This is a genomic window from Sphaerisporangium dianthi (assembly GCF_042654065.1).
GTDB lineage: Bacteria > Actinomycetota > Actinomycetes > Streptosporangiales > Streptosporangiaceae > Sphaerisporangium > Sphaerisporangium dianthi.
Window position 1 is genome coordinate 78440 of the sequence record NZ_JBHSFP010000026.1, and the last position, 24719, is coordinate 103158.

Below are 24719 nucleotides of genomic sequence, written 5' to 3' on the forward strand. Positions count from 1 at the left end.
CGCCCCCGGCCGGGCGCCGCGACGGAGGACCACCACCCATGGACCACAAGCGAGCCGATGTGAAAGGGGCCACCATGCCCGACGACCAGCGAACGACCGCTCCCCCGGAGCCGGCGAGCCGGCCCGCCGCCGGTGCCGGCGGCCCGGCCGCCGCGCCAGGACTGATCGTCCTCGGCGGCGACCCGGACGCCATGTGCGCGGACGGGACGTGCCGGTGAACGCCATGAACGACACGACGAAAGCGGTGAAGACGGTGCGCGTCGAGGTCTGGTCGGACGTCGTGTGCCCCTGGTGCTACATCGGCAAGAGGCGTCTGGAGCGCGCCCTGGAGAGATTCGAGCACGCCGGGGACGTCGAGGTCGTCTGGCGCAGCTTCCAGCTCGACCCGGCCTTCCCTCGCGGCGCGCGAAAGCCGGTTCCCGAGATGCTGGCCGAGAAGATGGGCGCCACGCCCGCCCAGGTGCGGACGATGCAGGCGCAGGTCACGGCGCTGGCCGCCGAAGAAGGCCTGGTCTACGACCTCGAGCACTCGATCATGGTCAACACCATCGACGCGCACCGGCTGACGCACCTGGCCAAAAAGCACGGCCTGGACGGCCAGGCCCACGAGAGACTGCTGCGCGCCAACCTCATCGAGGGGCAGACCCTCGACGACGCCGAGACGCTCGTCCGCCTGGGCGTCGAGGCCGGGCTGCCCGAGGACGAGACGCGCCGGGTCGTCGGCGGCACCGCCCACCTCGACGACGTCGAGGCCGACATCCGCGAGGCCCGCGAGCTGGGCGTCACCGGTGTGCCGTTCTTCGTGCTGAACCGCGCCTTCGCCGTGTCCGGCGCGCAGCCGGCCGAACTGTTCCTGTCGGCGCTCCGCCAGGCCTACGAGGCCGCCGCTCCGCCGGCCCGCTGACCGCCGGCGCCCCGGCCACCGTCCACGTCCACGTCCACGTCCACGTCCACGTCCACGTCCACGTCCACGTCCACGTCCACGACGATCTTGCCGGTGGCGGCGCCCGCCTCCACCAGGCCGTGCGCCTCGGCGACGGTCGCGAGGGTGAAGCGGCGCGGGTCGAGCAAGGGTGCGAGGGCTCCGGCGTCGGCGAGCGCGGCCGCCTCGCGCATGATCTCCCCGTGGTGGTCGCGCCCGCGGCCGGTCAGCATCGGCAGCAGGGTGAAGACGCCGGAGTAGGTGGCGCCCCGGAACGACAGCGGGGCGAGGCTGTGCGCCCCCCACCCCAAGGCGCTGACCACGTGACCGGTGTAGGTGCGGACCGCGGCGAAGGAGGCGTCGAGGGTCTCGCCGCCGACGGTGTCGAAGACGACGTCGAAGCCCTCCCCACCGGTGTGCTCGCCGACGTAGTCCTCAACCGGAGTGGTGCTGTGGTCGATCGGGGTGGCGCCGAGGCGCCGGATGGTCGCAAGGCTGCGGGTGGACCCGGTGGCGAAGACCTCGCCGCCGCGTGCCCGGGCCAGCTGGACGGCCACATGCCCGATGCCTCCGGCCCCGCCGTGCACCAGCACCTTGTGCCCCTCCCGCACGGCGGCCCGGTCGACCAGGGCCTCCCAGGCGGTGACGAACACCAGCGGCAGCGCCGCGGCCTCACGCGTGCCCAGCGACGCGGGCTTTCTGGCCAGCAGCCGCGCGTCCACGGCGGCGAACTCGGCGAGCGAGCCCTGAAGGTCGCCGACCCCGCCGGTGAGCCCGAAGACCTCGTCGCCGGGGGCGAACCCGGTGACGCCCTCCCCGACCCGTTCGACCACGCCCGCCAGGTCCAGGCCCAGGACGGCGGGCAGCCGGGTGCGGGCGTGGGCGGCCCTGCCGGCGCGGATCTTGGTGTCCAGCGGGTTGACCCCGCTTGCTCCTACGCGTACCAGGACCTGGCCGGGGCCGGCCGTGGGGGTCTCGATCTCGCTCAGGGTCAGGGGACCGCCGAACTCTCGCAGCACTATCGCGCGCATGGGAAATCACCTTTCTCGTGTTCGTACCGCTATTGGGCCGGCGCGACTCCGGGGCAAGTGGGCATGCCCGGACGGCGCTTGTTCTCGGGCGTTCGGGCGGAGATCGGGCCGTCGCTCCACCAGCCCGATAAAACAGACAGGTCTGTCTTTTTCGGCCGTGGGACCTGACACGCCGCAGCTGAGGCGCATCAGGCGGCCGGGTCAGGCCGGGGCGGGACAGGAACGCTCGATCAGCGCCCGCGCCGCGGCCTTGGCGGCGGCGGGCATGGCAGGGTCCTGTTCGAGCTTGCCCGCGGCCAGGGTGCCGTCGATGAGCAGGGTCAGCTGGAGCGCCAGGCCATCGGCGTCCGCGGCTCCGGCCGCCTCGGCGAGCTCGCGCACCCAGCCGCGCACGGCCCGCTTGTGCTCGACCGTCACGGCATAGGGCAGGCTTCCCGGCTCGCTCTCGGCCGCCGCGTTGATGAACGGGCACCCGTGGAAGCCGTGCCGGGCGTACGCCCCGGCCACCGCGTCGAACAGGCCCACCATCCGCTCGCGGGGGTCGTCCCCCGCCGCCAGCGCGGCCCGGCGCAGTTTGCCGCGCCATGAGTGGTCCGTGCGGCGCAGATAGGCCGCGGCCAGTTCGTCCTTGGACGGGAAGTGGACGTACAGCGTCGACTTGGCCACGCCGGACTCGGCGATGATGCGGTCGACGCCCACGCCGCGCAACCCGTGCGCGGCGAACAGGTCGCCGGCCGTGGTCAGGATGCGCTCGCGCGCGGGAAGACGCTTCGCGGTCGTGGTCATGCCGTTCACCCGATCTGTCACCTGGGCCGGCACGCCTGCCGGACCCCTCACAAAATACGGACAGGTCTGTCTGATCGCAACCCGGCCCCCACCACGGGCCGGCGACATGGAGGCGGTCAGGGGGCAGGTGGGTGGCACTTCGAGCGGTCGGATCGGGATCGTCCTCAGCCCTGGCGGGGTATCCGCTCGTTCCTCGGCTCCGGGACAGCGTGCTCCGCTTCGACGCTACGGCCGAGCCGTCCGCCCGGCGTCGCCGGGCCGCCGCTGGGCGTGATTGCTGCCGGGACTCCCCCTGATCCGGGGGTTTTCCGACCGGAGGCTCTGGGCTACTGTTCTAGAACAGTCGAGAGAGAGAAGACGATCATGGACGAGATGTCCTGGTCCGGCCGGCAGGGCGTCACGGTGCCCGCCGCCCGCGCGATGAGCGACCCCGGCGTCACCGGCCGGTTCGGAACCTATGGCGGGCGGTACGTGCCGGAGTCGCTGATCCCGGCCTGCCACGAGATCGAGACGGCGTTCCGCGAGGCCTGGAGCGACCCGGAGTTCCGGGGCAGGCTCGACACCCTGCTCACGGTCTACGCCGGCCGCCCCACTCCGTTGACCCCCGCCTGGCGGCTCTCCCGTGAGCTCGGCATCACCCTGTTGCTCAAACGCGAGGATCTCACGCACACCGGCTCACACAAGATCAACAACGTGCTCGGCCAGGCGCTGCTCGCTCACCGGATGGGCAAGCAACGGCTGCTGGCCGAGACCGGCGCGGGCCAGCACGGCGTCGCCACGGCCACCGCCGCGGCGCTCCTCGGCCTCAAGGCGACCGTGTTCATGGGCGAGCGCGACATCGAACGGCAGGAGCTCAACGTCCTGCGGATGAACGTGCTGGGCGCGGAGGTCGTGCCGGTCACGACCGGCAGCCGCACCCTCAAGGACGCCTGCAACGAGGCGATGCGGCACTGGGTGTCGTCGGTGGACGACTCCTACTACTGCCTCGGGTCGGTGATGGGCCCGCATCCCTATCCGTGGATGGTGCGCGAGTTCCAGCGGGTGATCGGCGAGGAGGCCCGCGCCCAGTGCGCCGCCGAACTCCCCGTCGGCGTGCCCGACTACGTGGTCGCCTGCGTCGGCGGCGGCTCCAACGCCGCGGGCACGTTCGCCGGCTTCGCCGGCACCACCGCCCGGCTCGTCGGGGTCGAGGCCGAGGGCGGCGCGGCGGCGACCTTCGGCAGGGCCGGGGTGCTGCACGGCTTCCGCTCGCTGGTCCTGCAGGACGAGGACGGCCAGGTGAGAGAGGCCCATTCGGTCGCGGCCGGCCTCGACTATCCCGGGATCGGCCCCGAGCACGCCCATCTGCGCGACTCAGGACGCGCCCGCTACGAGACCGTGAACGACGAAGAGGTCGTCCAGGCGCTGCTGTGCCTGGCCCGCACCGAGGGGATCCTGGCCGCGCTGGAGTCCTCGCACGCCGTGGCCTGGGTGATCCGGGCCGCCAAGTCCGGCGAGATCGCGCCGGGGTCGACCGTGATGCTGACCCTCTCCGGCAGGGGAGACAAGGACATCGCCTCCATCAAGGATCTGATGTGACCCGATCCCTGGAAGAGTTCCTGATCGCGCGCCGTGGCACGGGGCGTCCCCTGCTGGTGCCCTACGTCACCGCCGGGGTCACCCCCGGGTGGACGGACGTCGTCCACGCCTACGCCGACGCCGGAGCCGACGCCGTCGAGCTGGGCTTTCCCTTCTCCGATCCCATGCTGGACGGCGTCACGATCCAGGAGGCCTCCGACCGGGCCATCGCGGCCGGGACCACGGTCAAGGGAATCCTCGAGAAGGTCGCGACGCTCGACGTCGACGTGCCGCTCATCGCGATGACCTACAGCAATCTGGTGGTGCAGCGGAGCGCCGCGGACTTCTGCGCGGCGCTCACCGCGAGCGGGCTGCGCGGGCTGATCGTGCCCGACGCGCCCCTGGAGGAGGCCGGGGAACTGGCGGACGCCGCGGCGGCCGAGGGCCTGGATCTCGTGCTGCTCGCCGCTCCGACCTCCTCCCGGGCCAGGCTGCGCGAGATCACCGAGCGCAGCCGGGGCTTCGTCTACGCCCTGACCCGCATGGGCACCACCGGCGAGCGCGGCGAGATCTCCGAGCGGGCCGCCCGGCTCGGCCGCGAGCTCAAGGGACTCACCGACCGGCCGGTCCTGTTCGGTTTCGGGGTCTCCAGCCCGGCGCAGGCCGCCGAGCTGGCCGATCACGCCGACGGCGTCGTGGTGGCTTCGGCGCTGATGCGCAAGCTTCTCGACGGCGCCCGGCCACGCGAGCTGGGAGAATACGTGGCGAGCATTCGACGCGCACTCGACCAGGGAGCCAGATGAGCAGTACGCCCCGCTACCGCGCCATCGCCGACGACCTGACCCACAAGATCAAGTCGGGGCACTACCGCGCGGGCGAGGCGTTGCCCGCGCAGCGTGAGCTCAGCGCCTCCTACGGCGTGACGATGATGACGCTGCGGCAGGCGTTGCAGGTCCTCAGCGGCGAGGGTCTGATCGTCCAGCGGGCCGGCCGCGGCACTTATGTGACACCGGTCAGCGCGGAGTACCCCCTCGACACGCTGCGAAGCCTCGGCGACGACCTCCGCCGGCAGGGGCACCCCCTGCGGACCGAGGTGCTGTCGGCCGCGATCCGGCCGGCCCCGCGCTCGCTCACCCCGCTGCTGGGCGACGCGCCGGCCGAGCGCCGGGCGCTCAGGCTGGCACGCGTACGGCATCTGCTGGGCCGGCCCGCCGTCCACCAGATCTCCTGGATCGCCGAGCCGCACGCCTCGGCGATCAAGGGGACCGACTTCACCGAGACCCCGCTGTACACCGCGCTCACCGATGCCGGCGCGCGAGTGCACCGGGCGACCGAACGGGTCAGGCCGGCCCTGCTCACCGCCCCGATCGCGGCGCGGCTGCGGCACCCGGCGGGCAGCCCGGTCTTCGTCAGCGAACGGGCGACCTATGACGACCAGGGCGCCCTGATCGTCATGGACCATGCCACGATCCTCGGCGAGTGGATGGAGATCAGGGCCGAGCGCAAGGCCACGGACCTGTCGCTGCACTGGGTCTCCCAGCACTGACCGTCCCGGTACGGGCGGATCTTCAAGACCCTTACAGGACCCTCATGGGATGAGGCGCCCGAGCGCCTCATCCCTGGGCAGCTCGGCGCCGAGGCGGTAGCACTGCTCGTAGGCCTCCTCGCCGAGCCGCCCGCGCAGGGCCTCCGCCAACCTGCGCAGCTCAGGGTCTCCCTGATCGAAGGCGCCGCGGATGGCCCGGCTCATCCCAAGGGCGGTGGCCGCGCCAGAGGAATCGCCCTCCAGCCAGAGCAGCCAGGCGAGCAGCTGCGCGCCGGCGGCAGGGTCACGCGCGGCGTTGGCGCCGTGGATGGCGAACACCGCCCGCACCACCTCGGGCAGCAGCGCCCGTGCCTTTCCGGCCTCTCCTGCGGCCAGCAGGTTCGCCATCCTGGCCGGGGCCGCACGCCCGGCGGGCAGCGACAGCTCGCGCGCGAGCTCCTCCAGCCGGTCGAGCGCCTGTTCGGCCCGCTCCACATCGCCGGAACGCCGATGCGTCTCCGCCAGACACAGCAGCAGCTCGATCTCCGAGTGCAGCGGCCCGCGGTCGCGGACCTGCGCGCGCGCCTCTTCCAGCCCCGCGAGGGCGCCCCCCAGGTCGCCCTGGCGTCCGCGCTCGGCGGCGAGGGCGGTGCGGAAGTACAACTCCTCCTCCCACAGGTGGAACGGCGTCACCAGGCCGAGGCTGCGGTTGAGTGCTGCGATGGCCGCGTCGTGGTCACCTTCCACCGAATGCGCACGCGCGACACCCGAGAGCGTGACGGCCAGGCCGTACCTCTCCCCGGTCCCCTCGAACACCCGCAACGCCTCGGCGCGCGCGGCGGCGGCGCCCGCCCAGTCGCCGCGGTCGGCACGGATGAAGGCCTCCACCCAGAACGCGCAGCCGCGTGCCCAGACATCGGGACGCTCCTTGACCCGGCTCAGCTCGCGATCGGCGAGCTCGTCCAGACCGAGGAAGTACGCCATGGGCAGGACCATCAGGACCAGCAGCGGGTAGCGCTCCATCGCGCCCGTGCGCACGCACTCCTCGATCGCCGCGGGGCTCACCGTGATCACTGCGGTGAAGGCGGCCCGGACGTCCTCGGGCAGCTCGTCGCCGAAGCGCAGCACCTCGTTCACCAGGGTGACGAACCGGGGATCGAAGCGCACGTTCCAGTGCGAGTAGAGCGGGCCGAGCAGCCGCCAGGCGGTCTGCGCGTCGCCGCCGTCAATGGCGGCGCGCAGGGCGAAGACCATGTTGTCGTGCTCGTCGTCGAACAGGGCCAGTGAGTCCATCTGCGCGTGCGCACGCAGCATGGGCTCGTGCTCCTCGGCCAGGTCGGCGAAGTAGCGGGAGAAGCGCGAGCGGACCTCCTCGCGCTCGTCGGCCGCGAGCAGGCGGCTGCCCGCGTAGGCGCGGATGGTCTCCAGCATTCGGTAGCGGTCGCCGGCCTCGACCACGATCGACTTGTCGATCAGCGAGCCGAGCACGTAGACGACGTCGGCCTCCGTCAGCACCCCGCCGGAGCAGATCGCCTCGACCGCCTCCTCGCGTGCGCCCGCCGGGAAGATCGACATCCGACGGGCGAGCACCCGCTCCTCCTCGGTCAGCAGGTCCCAGCTCCACTCGATCACCGCGAGCAGGGTGCGCTGGCGCGGCATGGCCGCCCTGTTACCCGAGCTCAGCAGCCGGAAGCGGTCGTCGAGCCGCCTGGCGATCTGGTCGGCCCCCATCGAGCGCAGCCGCGCCGCCGCCAGCTCCAGGGCCAGGGGCAGTCCGTCGAGCCTGCGGCAGATGTCGACGACCGGTCCCGCCGTCTGCCCGTCCAGCGCGAAGCCAGGCCGTACGGCTGCCGCCCGGTCCACGAACAGCCGGACGGCGTCGGCGTCGGCGAGCGGGCCTAGCGGGCACAGCGCCTCACCGGGGATGCCGAGCGACTCTCTGCTGGTGGTCAGGATGCGCAGCCGCGGCAGCCGGTCGAGCAGCGAACCGGCCAGACCGGCCGCGGCGTCGACCAGGTGCTCGCAGTTGTCCAGCACCAGGACGGCATCCTCGCTGCCGAGCAGTTCGGCCACCTGGTCGGCCGCCGAGCCGTGACCGAGCTCGGCAGGACGGTACTCACGGGGGCTCAGCACACCGAGCAGTTCCTCGGCCAGCCGGTCGGGCACGCTCACCCCGGCGAGCGACACGAAGTACGCGCGCCCGCGCCGATGCGCGGGGTGCCGCTCCACCGCCTCCACCGCCAGCCGGGTCTTGCCCGCCCCGCCCGGCCCCACGATCGTGACCAACCGGGACGTGTTCATCAGCCCGGCCAGCAGCTCCAGCTCCGAGTCGCGGCCGACGAAGCTGCTCACCTGCGATGGCAGGCGGCCGGGCGACGCCTCCGGGCGAGGGGCAGGCAGGTCCAGCTCCCCGCGCAGCAGCGCCAGATGGATCCGCTGCAGCTCCTGCGACGGGTCGACGCCGAGCTCGTCGGCCAGCCGCTCGCGGATCTCCTCGTAGGCGGCGAGCGCGTCGGACCGCCGACCGGCCGAGTACAGAGCTCGCATCCGCAGCCCGGCCAGGCGCTCGCGCAGCGGGTGGCGCGAGACCGTCGTCTCCAGCTCGGGCAGGATGGTCGCCTGCCATCCGAGAAGCAGCTCCGCCTCGAACCTGTCCTCCTGGGCCGCCAGCCGCAGATCCTGCAGGCGTGCGGCGGGCGGCCCGGCGAAGGCGGCCAGCGACGGCAGATCCCCCAGGGCCTCGCCCTGCCACAGGGCCAGCGCCTCGAACAGGACCGCTGCCGCCTCCACGGCCCGGCCCGCGGCCAGCTCGCGCCTGCCGCGCTCGCTCAGCTCCTCGAACCCGGTCGCGTCGATGTCCTCAGCGGAAAGCACCAGGCGGTATCCGCCTGGTGCGGATTCCACGGCAACCTCACCGCGCAGTGCCTTGCGTAGCCGGGAGACCGCCGCCTGCAGGGCGTTGGCCGCGTCCGCCGGCGGCTCCTCGCCCCACAGGTCGTCGATCAGCGAGTCCGTGGTGACCAGGCGACCCGGGTCCAGGGCGAGCCGGGCCAGCAGCATGCGCTGCCGGGGCCCTCCCATGTCGATGGGCCGGCCGTCACGCCCGATCGCGGCGACCGGTCCAAGGAGCCGGATCCGCATCTCGCCACCCCTCGCTACGCCCGGTCGTAGGGCTTCTTGGCCCACAGGTACCCGCCCAGCGCGACGGCTGCGCTCCAGCCGAGCGCCGGCCACACGGTACCGCCAACGGGTGTCCCCATGATCAGGCCCCTCACCGCCTCGATGATGCTCGCGGATGATCTGCCACAGGTCGCGGCGGCTGCGCGGGTCGAGGCCGGTGGTCGGCTCGTCCAGGAAGATGACCTGCGGCCTGCCGACGAGGATCATGGCCAGATCGAGCCTGCGCCGCATACCGCCCGAGTAGGTGGCGGCCGGCTTGCCCGCCGCGTCCTCGAGATCGAACGAGGACTGGCCGGTGACGCCGATGGCCGCACGGACCTCCTCCGGCTCCCGCGTCACGTCGTGCCCGGCCACCCGCGCCTGGCCGCCGTCGGCGGCGATGAGGGTGGACAGACCTCGCTGAGGACGATTCTTCCGGAGTCGGCCTTGATGTAGATCGTGTCGGCTCGGTCGAGCCTGACCTCGCCGTGCGCGCTGTGGACGCGCACCTCGTCGAGGCGGCCCTCGACCCGCAGGTCGCCCGTGACGATCCTGGCCTCCAGGTGGGAGCGTTCGGGGAGGTCCACGGTCACCTCGACCGACCCGGCTCGTGCGAGCCAGGCGCGCGAGCCGTAGCCGGGGCCGGTGATCCGCAGCCGGCCGTCGGAGTAGTCGACCTGGGTCCGCTCGGCTGCCTTCACGTCCTTGTGCGAGGTCGGGTCGGTGGGCAGGACCTGGACGGTGGTGGAGGTGCTCTGGCCGGTCGCGGTGACTCGCAGGGCGCCGAATGCGAGGTCCACGATGGCCCGGATCGGGGTGGGAGCGTCAAACGCAGGCATGACTGGTCTCGCTTTCGATGGTCTTGGCCTGCCGTACGCGGAAGAGCACGGACGCGGTGGTGAGGAGGGCGAGCGCCGCGAAGGCGGTCAGGGTGAGCGCGTCCGGGTGGATCAGGGACTGGCCGCGGTGTGCCTGCCAGAGGACGAGGGAGAAGAGCCCGAAGTAGCCGAGTGAGGCGACGCCGACGAGCTGGGCGCGCACCTTCACGTCCCGCAGCCAGACCACGCGGGCCGACAGCACCACGAGCAGGGCGGCGATCAGCAGGAGCACCTGGATGCCGTGGAGGCCGACGAAGTGCGCCACGCGCCAGTCACCGCCGGTCACGCTCCAGTTGGTGATCGGCATGCCGTGGCCGTCGGGGTCGCCGACACCGTGCCCCTGGTACATCTGGATCTGGGTGCCGTTCGCGTCGGTGACGGTGCGCGGGTAGATGCCCGTGACGAGGTAGAAGATCGGCACGACGGTCCCGAGGACCGCCAGCCAGACGCCCCACCGCATCGCCCGGGCCAGCGCCGGGTCGGCGTCGCGCCGGCGGAGCACCAGCACCGCGATCACCACGTTGCAGATGAAGAGCGCGCCCACGCCGACGGAGAAGATCGGCGCGAGGGCCAGGGTGATCGGGTCGGTGCCGGCGTTGAAGTGGCTGAAGGTCCCGCGTCCCGCCTGGAGGGCGATCGCGGCGAGTTCCACCACCGCGCCGGCGGCGAAGACCGTGCCGAGCCACCAGCCGAGGCGCCTGCCCTTGGTCAGCTGGGTGAGCAGCCAGGCGAGCGTGCCGCAGTACATGGCGAAGGCGAAACCGAACTTCATCGGCTTGAGCCAGACCGACTCGTCCTGCAGGAGGCGGTCGTCGAGGATCATGCCGGTCGCGCTGATCAGCATGAGGGCGACGAAGAGGAGGACGCTCACCATCAGCGGCCGGTGCCAGCGTCGCAGGGAGGGCAGCAGGAGGTCCATGCAGGTTTCCTTCGTCAGGGGCTTTTCGTGATGGGCTCACGATGCGCTTGCGCCCTGACGAGGCGCTGACGACCTCTTTGTGATCTTGTCAGCTCGTCATTCCCCGTCTCAGACGAGGCGATCACCCGCTCGAACAGGTCGCCCCGGCGGCTTGCCGGCCGCGACCGCGAAGTGATCGGCGGCCGGCGGTCACTCCTGGCGGGTGGTGACCCGGTCGTCGTACTCGAGGCGGGCAAGGAAGAAGTCCCGGACGTCCCCGGCGAGCAGCTCCGGCACCTCCATCGCGGCGAAGTGGCCTCCGCGCTCGAACTCCGACCAGTGCCTGATGTCGTACAGCCGCTCGGCCAGCGGTCGCACCGACTGTGTGATGTCGTGCGCGAACACCGCCACGCCCACCGGGACCGGGCACGGCTCGACCCGCCGCGGAGCCTCGCGGGACAGCCGCGCCGAGGAAGCCGCCGTGGCGGTCAGCCAGTACAGCGAGATGTCGGTGAGCATCCGCTCGTCACTGATCGGCGAGCGCGGGTCCGTCCACTGCGCGAAGCGCTCGGCGATCCAGGCCAGCTGGCCGACCGGCGAGTCGGTCAGCGCGTAGCCGATGGTCTGCGGGGTGGTGGCCTGCAAAGCCTGGTACGGCGGACGATTCGCCATCAACTGCCTGACCTTGTCCAGCCGGGCCTCGTCCGTTTCCGACAGTTCGATGCCGGCGTCCGGTACCGGCCGGGTCGGCAGGTAGTTGATGTGCACCCCGACGACCTGCTCGGGTGCCGCCGCGCCGAGCGCCATCGAGATGCCCGAGCCGAAGTCGCCGCCCTGCGCGCCATAGCGCTCGTACCCGAGGCGGCGCATCAGCTCGGCCCAGGCCCGCGCGACCCGGACGATGTCCCAGCCGCGCTCGTGGGTCGGCCCGGAGAAGCCGAACCCCGGGATGGAGGGGATCACCAGGTGGAAGTCGCGGGACAGCGGCTCGATCACGTCGAGGAACTCCAGGAACGACCCGGGCCAGCCGTGGGTGAGGACCAGCGCGAGCGCGTCCGGTGCCGCTGACCGGACGTGGACGAAGTGGATGTTCTGGCCGTCGATCTCGGTGGTGAAGTGCGGAAGCTCGTTGAGCTCGGCCTCGTGCTCGCGCCAGTCGTAGCCGGTACGCCAGTGTTCGGCCAGTTCCTTGAGCCGCGCCAGCGGGAAGCCGTAGTCCCATCCGGCGTCGGCGATCTCGTTGGGCCAGCGGGTGCGGGAGAGCCGGTCGGTCAGGTCGTCGAGGTCGGCCTGAGGGATGTCGATGCGGAATGGCTTGATCATGGTCTTGACTCCAGGTGGATTCATTCGGCGCCCGGATGTTCGAGTCGGCGCCGGGGGCGATGCCCTCGCACCGCCCGTCGTCGAGCAGGCGCGCGAACCGGGTGGACCGGCCGGCGACCAGCGCGCCGGGACACGGCGTTCTCGTTCGTTGGTACGTCCAACATTGGCGTCGCCAACTATACACAGATTCGTTGGCCACACCAACGGTGTAGGGTGGCGGCCGTGGAAGAGACACCCGCACGCCTGTCCGCGAAGCCGAGCTGGCTGCTCGGCCAGGTGGCGATGCACGCCCACAGGCTGGCGTCCGACGGCTTCGGCCAGGTGGGCGCGCGCGGATACCACTACCGCATCCTGGCCGCGCTGGAGGAGTTCGGGGTGGCCAGTCAGGCCGAGCTCGGTCGCCGATGCAGCATCGACCGCAGCGACGTGGTGGCAGCGATCAACGAACTGGCCGAGCAGGGCTTCGTCGAGCGGACCCCGGACCCCGGCGACCGCAGGCGCAACCTGGTGACCCTCACGGCGGCGGGTGAGCGGCAACTCCGGCGCTTGGACCGAGCGCTTGACAAGGTGCAGGACGATCTCCTCGGACCGCTGCCGGCCGAGGACAGGCAGACCTTGACCCGCCTGCTCACTCAACTGCTCACGCACCACCGACGGGGGTGAGCATCGGCCGGCGGTGGCCGCCCCCGACGAAAATCCGGCGCACCTCCGGCCGCTCGTGGATCGGCCCGCCCGCACGGGCCCGTCTGTCGTGATCACGTGGCCGGAAAAGGAGTGGACGCGATGATGCTCGGGCTTGTACCTTGCAGTCGACCGTGACACCGCCCGAGGAGGTGAGACCCATGAAAGCTGTATCGATGTGGGTGCTCCCCCTTTCCGTCATGGCCGGGCGATTGACGTAGGTGTCGCCGGGAGCGCCTCGCCAGTAAGGCACTCCCGAAAGGCAACACCTATGAACTCCCAGCAGGTCCCCGCCGAGCCGTCGTCGAACGACAGAGCCGAGTGCGACTCCACGGTGGGCGACGTCCCCGGAATCCTGCGATCGCCGGCCTCCGGCGCCGGTCGCGCGCCCCACATGTTCGATGTGATCATCGCCGGATGCGGGCCTACCGGTGCGATGCTGGCCGCCGAACTGCGGCTGCACGATGTGCGGGTACTCGTTCTGGAGAAGGAAACCGAGCCCAAGTCGTTCGTCCGCATAGTCGGACTGCACATTCGCAGTCTCGAACTGATGGCGATGCGCGGACTGCTCGAGCGCGTTCTCCAGCATGGACGACGGCGACCGGCCGGCGCTTACTTCGCCGCCATCGACAAACCCGCGCCCAAGGGCCTGGATTCCGCGCACGCCTATCTGCTGGGCATCCCGCAGCCGGTCATCGAGAATCTGCTCGAAGAACATGCGATCGAACGGGGCGCGCAGGTCCGGCGCGGTCGCGCGGTCGCAGGTCTCGAGCAGGACGACGACGGGGTGACCGTCGAGCTGTCCGACGGGGAGCGGCTGCGTGCCCGCTACCTCATCGGCTGTGACGGCGCGCGCAGTACGGTGCGCAAACTGCTCGGCGTCGCCTTCCCCGGCGAGCCCTCACGGACCGACACGCTCATGGGCGAGATGAAAGTGGGCGTGCCGCAGGAGGAGATCGCCGCCAAAGTGAGCGAAATCGGCCAGACCCACCGGCCGTTCTGGCTCAGGCCCTTCGGCGAAGGGGTCTATAGCGTCGTAGTCCCCGCCGCGGGAGTCGGCGACCGCGCCGAGCCGCCCACCCTCGAGGATTTCAAGCAACAGTTGCGCACCATCGCCGGAACCGACTTCGGCGTGCACTCCCCGCGCTGGTTGTCCCGCTTCGGGAACGCCACCCGGCTGGCCGAACGCTATCGGGTCGGGCGGGTGCTGCTGGCCGGCGATGCGGCGCACATCCATCCACCCATCGGCGGTCAGGGCCTCAACCTGGGCGTTCAGGACGCGTTCAACCTCGGCTGGAAACTGGCCGCGCAGATCCGCGGCTGGGCGCCGGAAACACTGCTGGACACCTACCAGGCCGAACGTCATCCGGTCGCCGAGGACGTGCTGGACAACACCCGCGCCCAGATGGAACTGCTGTCCGCCGAACCTGGCCCGCAGGCCGTGCGCAGGCTGCTCACCGAACTGATGGACTTCGACGAGGTGAACCGCCATCTGATCGAGAAGATCACCGCGATCGGCATCCGCTACGACTTCGGCGAAGGCCCCGACCTGCTCGGCCGCCGCCTGCGCGACATCGACGTGCAGAAGGGCCGCCTCTACGGTCTGCTGCATCGCGGCCGCGGCCTGCTGCTGGACCGCACCGAACGCCTGACCGCCGGCGGCTGGTCGGACCGGGTCGATCACCTCGCGGATCCCACCGCGGACCTGGATGTTCCGTGCGTCCTGCTACGCCCCGACGGCCACGTCGCCTGGATCGGCGACGATCAGCGGGACCTGGACGACCACCTCACCCTCTGGTTCGGCGAGCCCGCCACCTGATCTCGCCTGAGCAACCGACCGAGAGGCCCGTGAGGATGAGAGCCTCGGCGACCGTCCCGCGCTCGAACGGCATCCCCTCCGTGACCGAGTGCCGGCTCAACGGCACCGGCAAGGCACTCGAACCGCGGTTCGCGTCGTTCGTCGAGGGATAGCCCTTTGACGTCGCGACAGGGACTTCGGCGAGCCGCCGATGCCGGCGGATGCGGCCCGGTTCCTCATTGACCGGGGCCCGCATCCGCGGGCGATCGCCTACTCGCCGATCGGTTGCCCACTTCGCTGGGCGGTCGCCCCTCAGGCGGCTGCCTACTCCGCCGGGCTCCCCTCCGCGACCGGACCGGAGGCGAGGTTCCCCGCGTGGTCGACGATGCCGTCGGCCAGCCGGGCGAACGCGACGACCACCTCCCCTTCCTTGAACCTGATGCCGTCCGAGGACCGCTTCCCCTCCGGGTAGTAATCGCGCAGCCCGAGGAACGCGTAGGTATCAGGGTCGATGATGATCTCGCGTCGGATCCCCTGAGCATCTCTGTAGATCCCCACCCCGACCCGGCCCTCCAGGTCGCGCACCTTGTCCTCCATCCCGACACCGTCCAGTTCCGAGATGACGGTGTAGAGGGCGGCGCGCAACCTGGGTGGCGGGGCGACCTGCTGGAGGAGGAACTGCACGTACGAGAACATCGCATTCGCGTCCGAGCCGCCACCGCTCGCCGTGTTGTCCTTCTTCAATCGGTCGAGAAGGGCGGACGACTCCAAGGGAAGCGAGCGCAGGTAAGCGGGGTCGTTCGGCTGGGGGGCACGGTCAGCCCCGTGGAGGCTGCCCTTGGTCAACATGCCGCCGCCGGTGCGATGGGCCACCTTCTTGCCGTCCCCCCGAAACCACCATTCCGTGGTGTAGCGCGAGCCCAGCGGCTCCCGCAGACCGACGGGCGGAGGGGCCGACTTGCGCACGGCTTTCGGCGAGACGTACACGACGTTCTTCTGGTAGGTCCACTGGTCGGCCCGAGGGTAGACATCCTCGGCCTTCGCCGCCTCGGTCGCACGCTTCGCGAGGGTCTCCGCGTTCGCGGCGGGCAACCAGGCCGGGGCACCGGCGCTGCCCTTCCCAGCGCTCTCTGGACCAAGGTTCTGGACCACGGTGACACCCGCCGTGATCGTCAGGCCGAAGGCGCCGACCGCCGCCACCCGCAGCACCGTGCGGGAGGCCAAGCGGTGGGACGGGGCCGGGGAGGCCATCGCGACCATCAGACGCCGACGCGCGGCATGAAGATCCTTCTCTTCGCTGAGCCGTACCTGTGAACGGAGGTCGCGGACCGGGTCCAGGTCGTCGTTCATCGAGTCTCCTCTGTCACATCGGCCGGGTTGCCGCCACCCAGGGCGCGGGCGACCTTACGGCGGGCGCGGGAGAGCCGGGAGCGTACGGTGCCGACGGGCACCCCCAAGGCCTGCGCCGTCTCCTGATAGGTGAGATCGCCCCAGGCGATCAGCAGCAGGACGTCACGCTCGCCGCGCCCCAGGCCGGCGAGAGCGGCGGCGAGCGGCTCGCGGGTCGCCGAGGCGGAGACCCGGGCATCCGCCCCCTCGTCGAATGCAACCGCGACAGGGTCCTCCCCGGTGCGGGCCAGCGCCCGGTAACCGCGCACCTCCGCCCGCCGGTGGCTCCCGATGATGTTGGTCGCGATGCCGTACAGCCAGGGCAGTGCGTCGGCGCGGTCGAAGTCGTACTTGCGCCGTTTCTCGAAAGCCCTGATGAACGCCTCGGCGACCACGTCCTCCGCGTGATCGGGGCCGAGACGCCGGACGACGTAGCGGTGCAGAACGGCGGCGTGCCGGTTGAACAACTCGGCGAAACGCTCAGAGTCGCGCAGCGACGCCTGGATGACCGCCGAATCCGTGATGGCCGCCGAATCCGCGTCAGGGGTACGGTCACGTATTCGCGGCCGCGCGGGTGGGGACATGAGCGTCGCCAGGTCCGCGAAGGACTGCTCTTGATGAGGAATGGAAGTCACGACCGTACTTATCCGAATGCCCGCAAAGGGTTCCAAACCCGAAACCGCTGAGCATCAAGGTACCGACCGGGAAACGGCCAGGAGCCGTCGTAACCCCCTACGCAGCCGTTGTGCCCGGGACGGCCGTTCCTGGTCAGCGCGCCAAGCGTCCCTGCCGCACGCACGCCACTGCTCAGCCCGGCCGGTACTCCTCCCCCGCGATGATCACGTCTTGTGGCCGAGACCTCCACCGCGCTGCTTTGCGGCGTGCCGTAGCGTCGCGCGTCGGGGCCGGCTACGGGGTGGAGGGCGGTGCGGCGCGCAGTTCGGCTGTGACGGCGCGTTCGCGGAGCTGGGCCGACTCTGCGCGCAAGGTCTCCACCTGTGCCCGTAGATCGGCCACTCTGGCCCGTTCGATCTCCAGCAGGGCGGCCAGCCGGTCGCGCTCGGCCACGGCGGTGCGCTCGCCGTCGGCGGCCGCCGCCACAGCGGAGGCCGCACGCTCCTCGGCGGCGCGCACGCGGTCGGCGGCCCGCCGCTCGGCCTCCTCGGCCCGGCTGCCGGCCTGGGCGGCGTCGGCCGCGGAACGGGCCGCCTGACCCACCGCCTCGGATCTGGCCTGCTCGGCGCCGGTCGCCCGCTCGTGCGCGCGGTCGCGTTCGGCTTCGGCCGCCTGGGCGCGGGCGATCGCCGCGGCCGCGGCCTGCTCGGCCTCGACGCGAGCCCGGCGTGCCAGCTCTGCCTCGGTGCGGGCGGCGTCCCGCTCGCCGGTCGCGCGCTCGGCGTTCCTGCCGGCCTGCTCGGCGAGCCGCTGTGCCCGCTCGGCGTGCTCGCGCGCCTCCCTCGTCTCGGCCAGCGCCGTCTCGACCCGTTCCCCCATCTGCTCGATCGCCTGGTCGCGCTCGTCCTGGGCGCGGGCGGCCCGCCGGTTGGCCTCCTCGGCGGCCTGTCTGGCGTGCCGCTCGGTGGTGGCCGCCTCGTGCAGCGCGGCCAGGGCCTGCTCGCGCGCGGTCTCGGCGTCCGACAGTGCGGTGTCGCGCTCGGCCAGGGCCTCCTCGACGCGCTCGCGCATCTGCTCGCGTTCGCGCCGGGCGTGCTCGGTCGCCTCGCGTGCCAGTCGTACCTGCTCGAAGGCCTGCTCTCGCTCGGTGCGGGCGATGGCGACGCGGGTGTGCGCGTCGGCCTGGACGGCGCTGAGCTTGGCCTCCACCCCCGCCGGGCTCAACTCATCGGCCAGCACCTGGGCCAGCGGGGCGATGGCCGCCGCCAGCCCTTTCTCCATCCGATCGTACAGATCCTCGGCGCGGGCCAGCGTCCCCTCCAGGCCGGGGGTGGCGCGGCGCAGTTCCCGCTCCCTTTTGGCCGCCGCCTGGCAGTCGCTCTGCGGGCAGTACTCCTTGGGCCGGCCGCGGCCGGCGCGCCGTTCGATCGCCGCCCCGCAGTGCTTGCACGCCGTCACCGCCCCCGTGCCGCCGGCCTCGCCGGTCTCCTGTCGCACCGGCCTGTCGGCCACGCTCCCCCGGCCCTCAGACTCCTTGATCGTCACGCCCGCAGCCTAGCATTTTTTAATTTCTAGAAATCAAAAATCAGAAACAACGATCCGTTGCGCGACGAAGACTCTCAATCACTCACGAGAAGGAGACTTCCCGCAAGTTGTCGCCCTACAGGCCGAGCACCACCATCGTGCGTGTCCTGTCCGCTCACGATGTGGCGAGTTCCGTGTGATCGGTCACTGTGTTGACCTGGGATTCGGTCAGGCGATGCCGCCCCGCATCGACCTGCCGGAGCTGCTGCCGGAGGTGCACTCCTGGACCGGTTTCCTGGACGCCTACGTGCACCCGGCCGAGGTCTCCACGCGCATGACGACCTGCCGCGGTCGCTGGCGGCACTGCTGATCAGCGAGGCTTTCAACGTCGGGCTCACCCCGATGATCAAGGACGGGGACGAGGCGCTGACCCGCGGCCGGTTGTCGCACGTCGACCAGAACTACGTGCGGGCCGAGACCCACGCTGCGGCGAACGCGACCTGATCGCGGCCCAGCGCGGCCTGACGCTCCTCGACGCAGTAAATGGTCAGGTGATGGGGATCGGGCAGGTGGTCGTGCCGGGCACGCCGCGCGATTCGCTGTACATCCTCGACACGCTGATCGACATCGCCGCAGGGCCGAAACCCGAGCTGGTCACGACGGACCAGGCCGGCGATGGCGACACGGTATTCGGGATCCTCTCCATGCTCGGCTACCGGTTCGCACCCCGCTTCGCCGACCTGGGCGCGGGATCTGGATTCACCGACCACGCAGAGCGGGTCGGGTGTCGGTCACAGATGAGGGCCCAGGAGCAGCCGGGCGGCTCGTTCGCCCATCCGCAGGTGCGCCGCCGGGTCGGGGTGCAGGCCATCGGGCAGCGACCTGGCCTCGTCCGGTCCGAGGAGCTCGCGTCCGTCGAGGTAGTGCAGCGCCGGGTCGGCGCGGACGTCGACGACCTTGGCGAGCAGCGCGCGGACACCGGTCAGGGTCAGCGCTCCGGCGCCCGGGGACCCCAGAGCGCGTTGGTGTCCGGTTTCCGGGTCGGGTGCGGTGGGTCCGGCCGTGGTCTCCAGTTCGGCGAAGGGGGTCGGTGAGATGAGCACGACCGGAGTGTCCGGGTGGCCTTCGCGGATCGTGTCCAGGAACCCGTGCACGGCGGGGACGAAGGTGCGCTCTCGCATCGACGCCGGCCCGACGATGTTGATCCCGACCTTGAGGGTGATCAGGTCGGCCGGGGTATCCCGGATGGCGCGGGCGACCTCCGGGTCGAGTACGGCGTTGCCGCCGAATCCGAGGTTGGTCAGCGCGGCACCGGTCGTCAGGGCGGCGATGGCCGGCCAGGTCAGGGTGGGGGCGGGCGCCTCCAGGCCGTGGCTGATCGACGAGCCGTAGTGCACCCATGCCACGCCGGTCGGCGGGGTCGGTGCGAGCAGCGGCGCGTCGGCGCCGAGCGTGCGCAGCTCGACCGTCGCGCTGTGCGGCAACCAGATCTCGACTTCCTTGTCTCCCGCGGGCAGATCGTCGAAGCGCACGGTTTCGGGGGGTCCCGGGTTGAGCCGGGCGTCGGCGAGGTCGACGGCGAGGCTCAGCACGTCTCCGGCCGTGGCGGGCACACGGGCGAGCACGGTGCCGTCGACGGCGAGGTCGAACGATGCCGGCAGCGGGCTCGCACCCATGTCCGGCACGGTGACGTGCACGCCGAGGGCCAGCGACCGCGCTGCCGTGCGCAGGCGCAGGCGAACCCCGGCCGCGTGCGAGACGACCAGGTCCATCCAGCCGTCGTGCAGGCGCGGCCGGGTCCAGGCCGGGAGCCGTCGGGGGCGGACCCCGTCCGGGGTGCGTTCCAGATCGAGCGCGCCGAGGATCGCGACCCGGTCGTCGGGCAGGCAGATGTGGTGGGTCATGCGGTGTACTCCATATCGTGGTCGGGGGTGATCGCCGATGGGGTGTCAGGCGTCTTGGGGGACGGTGTCGTCGATGGGGGTGGCCGCCCGGTCGCCGGCGGCGCGCCGGGTGCGGACGAACCCCCAGCCGACCAGGGCCGCCGCGACGAGGGTGAGGGTGAGGCCCGCCGTGGTGACGGCCTGGTGGAACTCGCCGGTCTGCCGCGGGCTCCAGGGGGACGCGGCGATGTCGCCGGTGAACACGATGGCGAGGATGGTGCCGGTGACGGCGATGCCGATGCCGGAGGTGATCTGGGAGGCGGTGTCGACGAGCGCGGTGCCGATGGTGGTCCGGTCGCCGGGCAGGCCGCGGACCACGTTGAGCCCGGCCACGACGCCGACCACGCGCATCCCGGCCGCCACGAGGACGAGCGCCGTCGCGATCCACAGGTAGCCGAACCGGCCGAGCAGGCCGTAGACGGCCAGGCCGGACACGACCGCCGCGGCGCTGGTCCAGGCGGCCCGGTCCAGGCCGACGCGCTGCACGAACGGGTCCACGAACGGGCTGCTCGCGAGGAGGGCGACGACCTGCGGCAGCATCCCGACAGCGGCCAGCGCGGGCGACCAGCCCCAGTCGAGCTGTAGTTGCAGCGTCACCATGTAACCGAGTCCCGCGGTCGCCAGCCCGGCGGCGGCCTTGTAGGCCAGGCCGCTGGAGACCAGGGGGAGCGCGAGGAGCTTCAGGTCGAGCAGCGGATGGCGGGTCAAGCGCTCGCGCAGAACGAAGCAGATCGCCGCCGCCGTGGTCGCGGCGGTGGCCGCCCAAGGCACCCAGGAGCCGGCGCCCTGCTCCACGAACAGCGTCGGCGCGAGGAGCGCGAGCACGATCGTCGCCGTGCCCAGCAGCATCCCGGGGACGTCGAGGGGGTCGCGGTGGAGGCCGCCCGGATCGTCGTCGGTGATGCCGTACCGAACGCAGAAGAGCGCCAGTACGGCGATCGGCACATTCACCAGCAGCAGGACCTGCCACGGTGCGATCGCCAGCACCAGGCCGCCCGCCGTCGGGCCGATCGCGAGCCCGACCAGGCCGACGGTCGAGATGAGGGTCAGCGCGCGCACGCGCAGGCCGTCCTCGTCGAACAGCCGGAACGCCAGCGCCATCGAGCCCGGGGTCGTCATCGCCGCGGCGACCCCCATCGCCGCCCGCACGGCGATCAGTTGCTCGGCGGTGGTGACCATGGCGGTCGCCAGGCTCGCCACGCCGAGCAGTACCAGGCCGACCAGCATGATCCGCCGCCGGCCGAACCGATCGGCGATCGCGCCGAACGCCAGCATCAACCCGCCGAACACGACCGCATAGGCGCCCGTCACCCACTGCAACGCGGTCGTCGAGGCGTTCAGGTCGCGTCCGATCACCGGCAGCGCGACGTTCAGGATCGAGTTGTCCAGCATCTCGAAGAGGAACACCGCCGACAGTCCCGCCAACGCGATCCACGCCTCCCGCAGCGACCGGGGCGCGGTCGTCTCATGCATGGAGGACTCCGTTCACGTGGTGATCGGTACGGGCGCGGGCCGGCCGCTCGCGCGGCAAGCTGAGACCCGCACCGGCGACAATGAGGGGTGTTCGTGCGAAGAGCATGTCACTAGGTTATTCGACTAAGTTAAGTGACACAAGTAAGTGGGGGTCGGGATGCCCAGGACGGGAGCACGAGGCGGACCGCAGACGCGTGCGAAGATCTCGGCGGTCGCTACCCGGCTGTTCCTGGAACGCGGATTCGACACGGTCACGGTCACCGAGGTCGCGCGGGAGGCCGGGGTCTCGGCGGTGACGGTCTTCAAGCACTTCCCGCAGAAGGAGGACCTCCTGCTGGACCGCGAGGTCGACGCCGTCGAGCTCCTGCGCTCGGCGGTACGCGACCGCGCCCCGGACACCGGGGTACTCCGATCCCTGCGCGACATGGCGTTCGGGTTTCTCGACGAACGGCACTCCCTGTCCGGCCTCAAGCACGGGTCCGCTCCCTTCTTCCGGACCGTCGCGGCTTCGCCCGCGCTCATCTCCCGCGCCAGGGAGATATCCTCCGGCCTCCAGCAGACCCTCGCCGATGAGCTCGAACGCGACCCGGCCTTCGACGGCGACGCCGCGCTGCTCGCCGCCTTCTTCATCGCGGGCTACAGCGTCGTGCTGGTGGAGACCGCTCGGCGCCTGATCGCCGGAGAAGCGGCCGACACCGTCGCAGACGAGCACCGCGCCCGCCTGGAGCGCCTGTTCGAAGCCCTCGCCAGCGGAGTCGTGCCCCAGCCTTGAGGCTCGCCGCCGCGCGCGGCGGGGGGCTTGTGCAGAAACCGAACGGCCGACGGCGTCAGCGGGCCGGGGCGAGCGGATTCGCGGAGACGGTCACAACGCCGTCCTCCTCGCCCAAGCACAACTGGCCGCTGTCGTCGACGGGCTGCACGGCCGCGGCCTCGTGGACGCCGCCGGCGGGTTCACCCACGCCGACCGGGAGATCGAGCAGCGGATCGACGGCGAGCCAGGTTCGGCCCGGCAGCGTGGGCAGGGTGGCGCTCGACGTCGTCCGCGTCGCTCAGGGAGGCTTCCTGAGGGGCCGTCATGCCCCGGACGCTGTCACAAACCATTCTCAGAAGGGCCCCGAACCCGTCTTTGAGTGAGAACGAGTTCTGCGAACCGGAACGGCGCTTCGCGGTCGCCGGGCCGTCACGTTTGATCTTGCTCTGGTGAAGGGCTCGTTTGTGCGAATCAAGGCGGGGGTGCCCGTGCGGCTTCGCAGACCTGCCGTCTCGCTCGCCGCCTTCGATAGAGTCGCCAAACCTCAATGAGTACAGCGTTTGCCTATAGCTTGTAGGTAGATGCATACTGGACATAGACATACTGGGAGTAGGTGAAGGTTGTGGTTCGGGCAGGACTGAGCCCGGAGCGGCTGACGCTCGCTGGTGCGGAACTCGCCGATGAGGCCGGTTTCGACCAGGTGACCCTGTCCGCGCTCGCCCGGCGTTTCGACGTGAAGCCGACGAGCCTGTACGCGCATGTGAAGAACTCCCACGAGCTCAGGACCCGGATCGCGCTGTTCGCACTGGAGGAACTCGCCGACCGGGTCGCCGACGCCGTGGCCGGGCGCGCGGGCAAGGACGCCCTGACAGCCTTCGCGAACGCCTACCGGGACTACGCCCGGGCGCACCCCGGCCGGTACGAAGCAGCACGGTACCGGCTCGACCCGCGGACTGCCGCGGCCAGCGCCGGCGTCCGGCATGCACAGATGACACGGGCGATCCTGCGCGGCTACGACCTGGCTGAGCCGGACCAGACGCACGCGGTCCGCATGCTGGGCAGCGTCTTCCACGGCTATGCCTCCCTGGAGGCGGCCGGCGCTTTCGACCACACGGACGTCGCCGCTCAGCAGTCCTGGGCCTGGACCCTGGACTGCCTCGACACCGCATTGCGGAGCCGGTCCACCCCCTGACCGGCCGCCCCACCCAGAATCAAAAGTTTGAGGCAATGAGCACCGAACAGAACCTGATCACCACCCCCATCACCGCCGACTTCCTGCGCGGGCACCTCGACGTGGAAGAGACTGCCCACGGCCTGCTGCCGCACCGGCTGCCTGCCTGGGCGCGCCGCCAGATCCCCGACGACCTGCTGGCCGTGGCCGAGGCCCAGCCCTCCGGTGTCCGGCTGGCCTTCCGTACCAGCGCCACCACCATCCGCCTGGAGACCCTGCCCACCAAACGCGTCTACCGGGGCTTCCCGCCCCCGCCGGACGGCATCTACGACCTCCTGGTCGACGGCCGCCTCACCGCCCAGGCCACCGTGGACGGCGGGAACCTGCGCACCATCACTGACATGCAGACCCAGACTACGGAATTCACCCCGGGCCCCGCCGGCACCGCCGACTTCACCGACCTCCCCACCGGCGAGAAGGACATCGAGATCTGGCTCCCGCACGCGGAGATCACCGAGGTCATCGCCCTGCGCACCGACGCCCCCGTCGAGCCCGCCCCGGACAAGGGGCACCGGGTGTGGCTGCACCACGGCAGCTCCATCAGCCACGGATCCAACGCCGTCTTCCCCAGCACCATCTGGCCCGCCCTGGCCGCCTCCGCAGGCGATGTGGAGCTGATCAACCTCGGATTCGGCGGCAGCGCACTGGTCGACCCGTTCACCGCCCGCGCCATGCGCGACACCCCCGCAGACCTGATCAGCCTCAAGCTCGGCATCAACGTCGTCAACAGCGACGCCATGCGCCTGCGCGCCTTCACCCCCGCCATCCACGGCTTCCTCGACACCATCCGCGAGGGCCACCCCACAACCCCCTTGCTCCTGGTCTCCCCCATCCTGTGTCCGACCCACGAGAACACCCCCGGACCTCTGATGCCGGACCTCTCCAGTGGAACCCTGAAGTTCAAGGCCACCGGTGATCCGGCCGAGACCGCCGCCGGACGGCTGACGCTCACGATCGTCCGCGACGTCCTGGCCGACACCGTCAAACAGCGGTCCGCCGAAGACCCCAACCTCCACTACCTCGACGGACTCGACCTCTACGGCGAGAGCGACCACGACGAGTTCCCCCTGCCGGACGCGATCCACCCCAGCCCCGAAGGACACCGCCGCATCGGCGAGAACTTCGCCAAGCTCGTCTTCGCAAACAACGGGCCCTTCGCCGTCACGACCGGCTGACAACCCGTGCCCGGCGGGGGAGAGCGTGATGGCTGGCTCCCCCGTACCGCACCACCCCGT

22 protein-coding genes and 1 pseudogene are annotated in these 24719 nt (G+C 71.3%); 12 read left to right on the plus strand and 11 right to left on the minus strand.

The genetic code is table 11. From position 1 onward, the window contains the following. Positions 1 to 38: 38 nt before the first annotated feature. Together ACFO60_RS29460 and ACFO60_RS29465 are read left to right on the plus strand one after the other, a co-directional pair. Positions 39 to 218, plus strand: a complete 180-nt coding sequence (locus tag ACFO60_RS29460) for a hypothetical protein (RefSeq protein ID WP_380846478.1) — start codon at positions 39 to 41, stop codon at positions 216 to 218. Between the two features lie 5 nt (positions 219 to 223). Beyond that, positions 224 to 904, plus strand: a complete 681-nt coding sequence (locus ACFO60_RS29465) for a DsbA family oxidoreductase (RefSeq protein ID WP_380846481.1) — start codon at positions 224 to 226, stop codon at positions 902 to 904. Here ACFO60_RS29465 and ACFO60_RS29470 read toward each other — a convergent pair. Together ACFO60_RS29470 and ACFO60_RS29475 are read right to left on the minus strand one after the other, a co-directional pair. Then, a complete protein-coding gene (locus ACFO60_RS29470; RefSeq protein WP_380846484.1) occupies positions 874 to 1953 on the minus strand; it encodes a zinc-dependent alcohol dehydrogenase family protein in 1080 nt (359 codons plus the stop codon). The genes ACFO60_RS29465 and ACFO60_RS29470 overlap by 31 nt on opposite strands. A 201-nt stretch (positions 1954 to 2154) precedes the next feature. Further along, complete coding sequence (locus ACFO60_RS29475; RefSeq protein ID WP_380846487.1) at positions 2155 to 2739, minus strand: TetR/AcrR family transcriptional regulator; 585 nt, start codon at positions 2737 to 2739, stop codon at positions 2155 to 2157. A 363-nt stretch (positions 2740 to 3102) separates the two neighbouring features. Between ACFO60_RS29475 and trpB the strand changes: the two genes are divergently transcribed. From trpB to ACFO60_RS29490, 3 genes are read left to right on the plus strand one after another with little or no spacing between them, the layout of a single operon-like run. Next, entirely contained in the window at positions 3103 to 4317 is a 1215-nt protein-coding gene (trpB, locus tag ACFO60_RS29480; protein ID WP_380846490.1) for a tryptophan synthase subunit beta, read from the plus strand. Next, complete coding sequence (gene trpA, locus ACFO60_RS29485; RefSeq protein WP_380846493.1) at positions 4314 to 5099, plus strand: tryptophan synthase subunit alpha; 786 nt, start codon at positions 4314 to 4316, stop codon at positions 5097 to 5099. Before trpB ends, trpA begins: the two co-directional genes overlap by 4 nt. After that, on the plus strand, positions 5096 to 5842 hold the full coding sequence (locus ACFO60_RS29490; protein WP_380846496.1) for a GntR family transcriptional regulator: 747 nt from the start codon (positions 5096 to 5098) through the stop codon (positions 5840 to 5842). The genes trpA and ACFO60_RS29490 overlap by 4 nt, the downstream gene beginning before the upstream one ends. Before the next feature lie 42 nt (positions 5843 to 5884). Here ACFO60_RS29490 and ACFO60_RS29495 read toward each other — a convergent pair whose 3' ends face one another. The 3 genes from ACFO60_RS29495 to ACFO60_RS29510 form a co-directional block, all read right to left on the minus strand. Next, positions 5885 to 9769, minus strand: coding sequence for an AfsR/SARP family transcriptional regulator (locus ACFO60_RS29495; protein ID WP_465269892.1), 3885 nt, complete (start codon positions 9767 to 9769; stop codon positions 5885 to 5887). A 36-nt stretch (positions 9770 to 9805) separates the two neighbouring features. Continuing rightward, entirely contained in the window at positions 9806 to 10777 is a 972-nt protein-coding gene (locus ACFO60_RS29505; protein WP_380846505.1) for a hypothetical protein, read from the minus strand. A 189-nt stretch (positions 10778 to 10966) separates the two neighbouring features. Then, the gene (locus ACFO60_RS29510) at positions 10967 to 12079 is read right to left on the minus strand and encodes an epoxide hydrolase family protein (RefSeq protein WP_380846508.1); all 1113 of its coding nucleotides are present in this window, start codon (positions 12077 to 12079) and stop codon (positions 10967 to 10969) included. Positions 12080 to 12301: 222 nt separating this feature from the next. Here ACFO60_RS29510 and ACFO60_RS29515 point away from each other — a divergent pair, with 222 nt between their 5' ends. The 3 genes from ACFO60_RS29515 to ACFO60_RS29525 all read left to right on the plus strand — a co-directional run bounded on the left by ACFO60_RS29515 (position 12302) and on the right by ACFO60_RS29525 (position 14731). After that, positions 12302 to 12742 carry a MarR family winged helix-turn-helix transcriptional regulator gene (locus ACFO60_RS29515; RefSeq protein ID WP_380846511.1) on the plus strand — a complete coding sequence of 147 codons (441 nt, stop codon included), beginning with the start codon at positions 12302 to 12304 and terminating at the stop codon, positions 12740 to 12742. A 412-nt stretch (positions 12743 to 13154) separates the two neighbouring features. After that, on the plus strand, positions 13155 to 14579 hold the full coding sequence (rox, locus tag ACFO60_RS29520) for a rifampin monooxygenase (RefSeq protein ID WP_380846514.1): 1425 nt from the start codon (positions 13155 to 13157) through the stop codon (positions 14577 to 14579). 29 nt (positions 14580 to 14608) lie between these two features. Next, positions 14609 to 14731 (plus strand): hypothetical protein, encoded by a 123-nt coding sequence (locus ACFO60_RS29525; RefSeq protein WP_380846517.1) that lies wholly within the window; start codon positions 14609 to 14611, stop codon positions 14729 to 14731. 151 nt (positions 14732 to 14882) lie between these two features. Here ACFO60_RS29525 and ACFO60_RS29530 read toward each other — a convergent pair whose 3' ends face one another. The 3 genes from ACFO60_RS29530 to ACFO60_RS29540 all read right to left on the minus strand — a co-directional run bounded on the left by ACFO60_RS29530 (position 14883) and on the right by ACFO60_RS29540 (position 18107). Further along, positions 14883 to 15908 carry a CU044_5270 family protein gene (locus tag ACFO60_RS29530; protein WP_380846520.1) on the minus strand — a complete coding sequence of 342 codons (1026 nt, stop codon included), beginning with the start codon at positions 15906 to 15908 and terminating at the stop codon, positions 14883 to 14885. After that, complete coding sequence (locus ACFO60_RS29535) at positions 15905 to 16582, minus strand: RNA polymerase sigma factor (protein WP_380846523.1); 678 nt, start codon at positions 16580 to 16582, stop codon at positions 15905 to 15907. The genes ACFO60_RS29530 and ACFO60_RS29535 overlap by 4 nt, the downstream gene beginning before the upstream one ends. Positions 16583 to 16856: 274 nt before the next feature. Beyond that, the gene (locus tag ACFO60_RS29540) at positions 16857 to 18107 is read right to left on the minus strand and encodes a coiled-coil domain-containing protein (protein ID WP_380846525.1); all 1251 of its coding nucleotides are present in this window, start codon (positions 18105 to 18107) and stop codon (positions 16857 to 16859) included. Between the two features lie 211 nt (positions 18108 to 18318). Here ACFO60_RS29540 and ACFO60_RS29545 point away from each other — a divergent pair. Next, positions 18319 to 18829: pseudogene (locus ACFO60_RS29545) on the plus strand (Tn3 family transposase); the annotation flags it as partial. Between the two features lie 48 nt (positions 18830 to 18877). On the opposite strand, the gene ACFO60_RS29550 reads toward ACFO60_RS29545, so the two are convergent. Then, positions 18878 to 19990: an SGNH/GDSL hydrolase family protein gene (locus ACFO60_RS29550; protein ID WP_380846528.1), complete on the minus strand. Its 1113-nt coding sequence runs from the start codon at positions 19988 to 19990 to the stop codon at positions 18878 to 18880. Between the two features lie 45 nt (positions 19991 to 20035). Next, the gene (locus ACFO60_RS29555; RefSeq protein ID WP_380846531.1) at positions 20036 to 21502 is read right to left on the minus strand and encodes an MFS transporter; all 1467 of its coding nucleotides are present in this window, start codon (positions 21500 to 21502) and stop codon (positions 20036 to 20038) included. A 157-nt stretch (positions 21503 to 21659) separates the two neighbouring features. On the opposite strand from ACFO60_RS29555, the gene ACFO60_RS29560 reads away from it, so the two are divergent. Continuing rightward, positions 21660 to 22274: a TetR/AcrR family transcriptional regulator gene (locus ACFO60_RS29560; protein ID WP_380846534.1), complete on the plus strand. Its 615-nt coding sequence runs from the start codon at positions 21660 to 21662 to the stop codon at positions 22272 to 22274. A gap of 55 nt (positions 22275 to 22329) precedes the next feature. Here ACFO60_RS29560 and ACFO60_RS29565 read toward each other — a convergent pair whose 3' ends face one another. Continuing rightward, on the minus strand, positions 22330 to 22461 hold the full coding sequence (locus tag ACFO60_RS29565; RefSeq protein WP_380846537.1) for a hypothetical protein: 132 nt from the start codon (positions 22459 to 22461) through the stop codon (positions 22330 to 22332). A 414-nt stretch (positions 22462 to 22875) separates the two neighbouring features. Between ACFO60_RS29565 and ACFO60_RS29570 the strand changes: the two genes are divergently transcribed. Both ACFO60_RS29570 and ACFO60_RS29575 read left to right on the plus strand, forming a co-directional pair. Further along, complete coding sequence (locus ACFO60_RS29570) at positions 22876 to 23445, plus strand: TetR/AcrR family transcriptional regulator (RefSeq protein WP_380846661.1); 570 nt, start codon at positions 22876 to 22878, stop codon at positions 23443 to 23445. A 35-nt stretch (positions 23446 to 23480) separates the two neighbouring features. After that, positions 23481 to 24659 carry a GDSL-type esterase/lipase family protein gene (locus tag ACFO60_RS29575; RefSeq protein WP_380846540.1) on the plus strand — a complete coding sequence of 393 codons (1179 nt, stop codon included), beginning with the start codon at positions 23481 to 23483 and terminating at the stop codon, positions 24657 to 24659. The last annotated feature ends 60 nt before the right edge of the window (positions 24660 to 24719 follow it).

Coding starts and splice junctions, on each gene's coding strand:
- ACFO60_RS29470 (WP_380846484.1), bottom strand. CDS start 1,953: ATGCGCGCGATAGTGCTGCGAGAGTTCGGCGGTCCCCTGACCCTGAGC.
- ACFO60_RS29460 (WP_380846478.1), top strand. CDS start 39: ATGGACCACAAGCGAGCCGATGTGAAAGGGGCCACCATGCCCGACGAC.
- ACFO60_RS29505 (WP_380846505.1), bottom strand. CDS start 10,777: ATGGACCTCCTGCTGCCCTCCCTGCGACGCTGGCACCGGCCGCTGATG.
- rox (WP_380846514.1), top strand. CDS start 13,155: ATGTTCGATGTGATCATCGCCGGATGCGGGCCTACCGGTGCGATGCTG.
- ACFO60_RS29490 (WP_380846496.1), top strand. CDS start 5,096: ATGAGCAGTACGCCCCGCTACCGCGCCATCGCCGACGACCTGACCCAC.
- ACFO60_RS29530 (WP_380846520.1), bottom strand. CDS start 15,908: ATGAACGACGACCTGGACCCGGTCCGCGACCTCCGTTCACAGGTACGG.
- ACFO60_RS29550 (WP_380846528.1), bottom strand. CDS start 19,990: ATGACCCACCACATCTGCCTGCCCGACGACCGGGTCGCGATCCTCGGC.
- ACFO60_RS29475 (WP_380846487.1), bottom strand. CDS start 2,739: ATGACCACGACCGCGAAGCGTCTTCCCGCGCGCGAGCGCATCCTGACC.
- ACFO60_RS29510 (WP_380846508.1), bottom strand. CDS start 12,079: ATGATCAAGCCATTCCGCATCGACATCCCTCAGGCCGACCTCGACGAC.
- trpB (WP_380846490.1), top strand. CDS start 3,103: ATGGACGAGATGTCCTGGTCCGGCCGGCAGGGCGTCACGGTGCCCGCC.
- ACFO60_RS29560 (WP_380846534.1), top strand. CDS start 21,660: ATGCCCAGGACGGGAGCACGAGGCGGACCGCAGACGCGTGCGAAGATC.
- ACFO60_RS29465 (WP_380846481.1), top strand. CDS start 224: ATGAACGACACGACGAAAGCGGTGAAGACGGTGCGCGTCGAGGTCTGG.
- ACFO60_RS29555 (WP_380846531.1), bottom strand. CDS start 21,502: ATGCATGAGACGACCGCGCCCCGGTCGCTGCGGGAGGCGTGGATCGCG.
- ACFO60_RS29575 (WP_380846540.1), top strand. CDS start 23,481: ATGAGCACCGAACAGAACCTGATCACCACCCCCATCACCGCCGACTTC.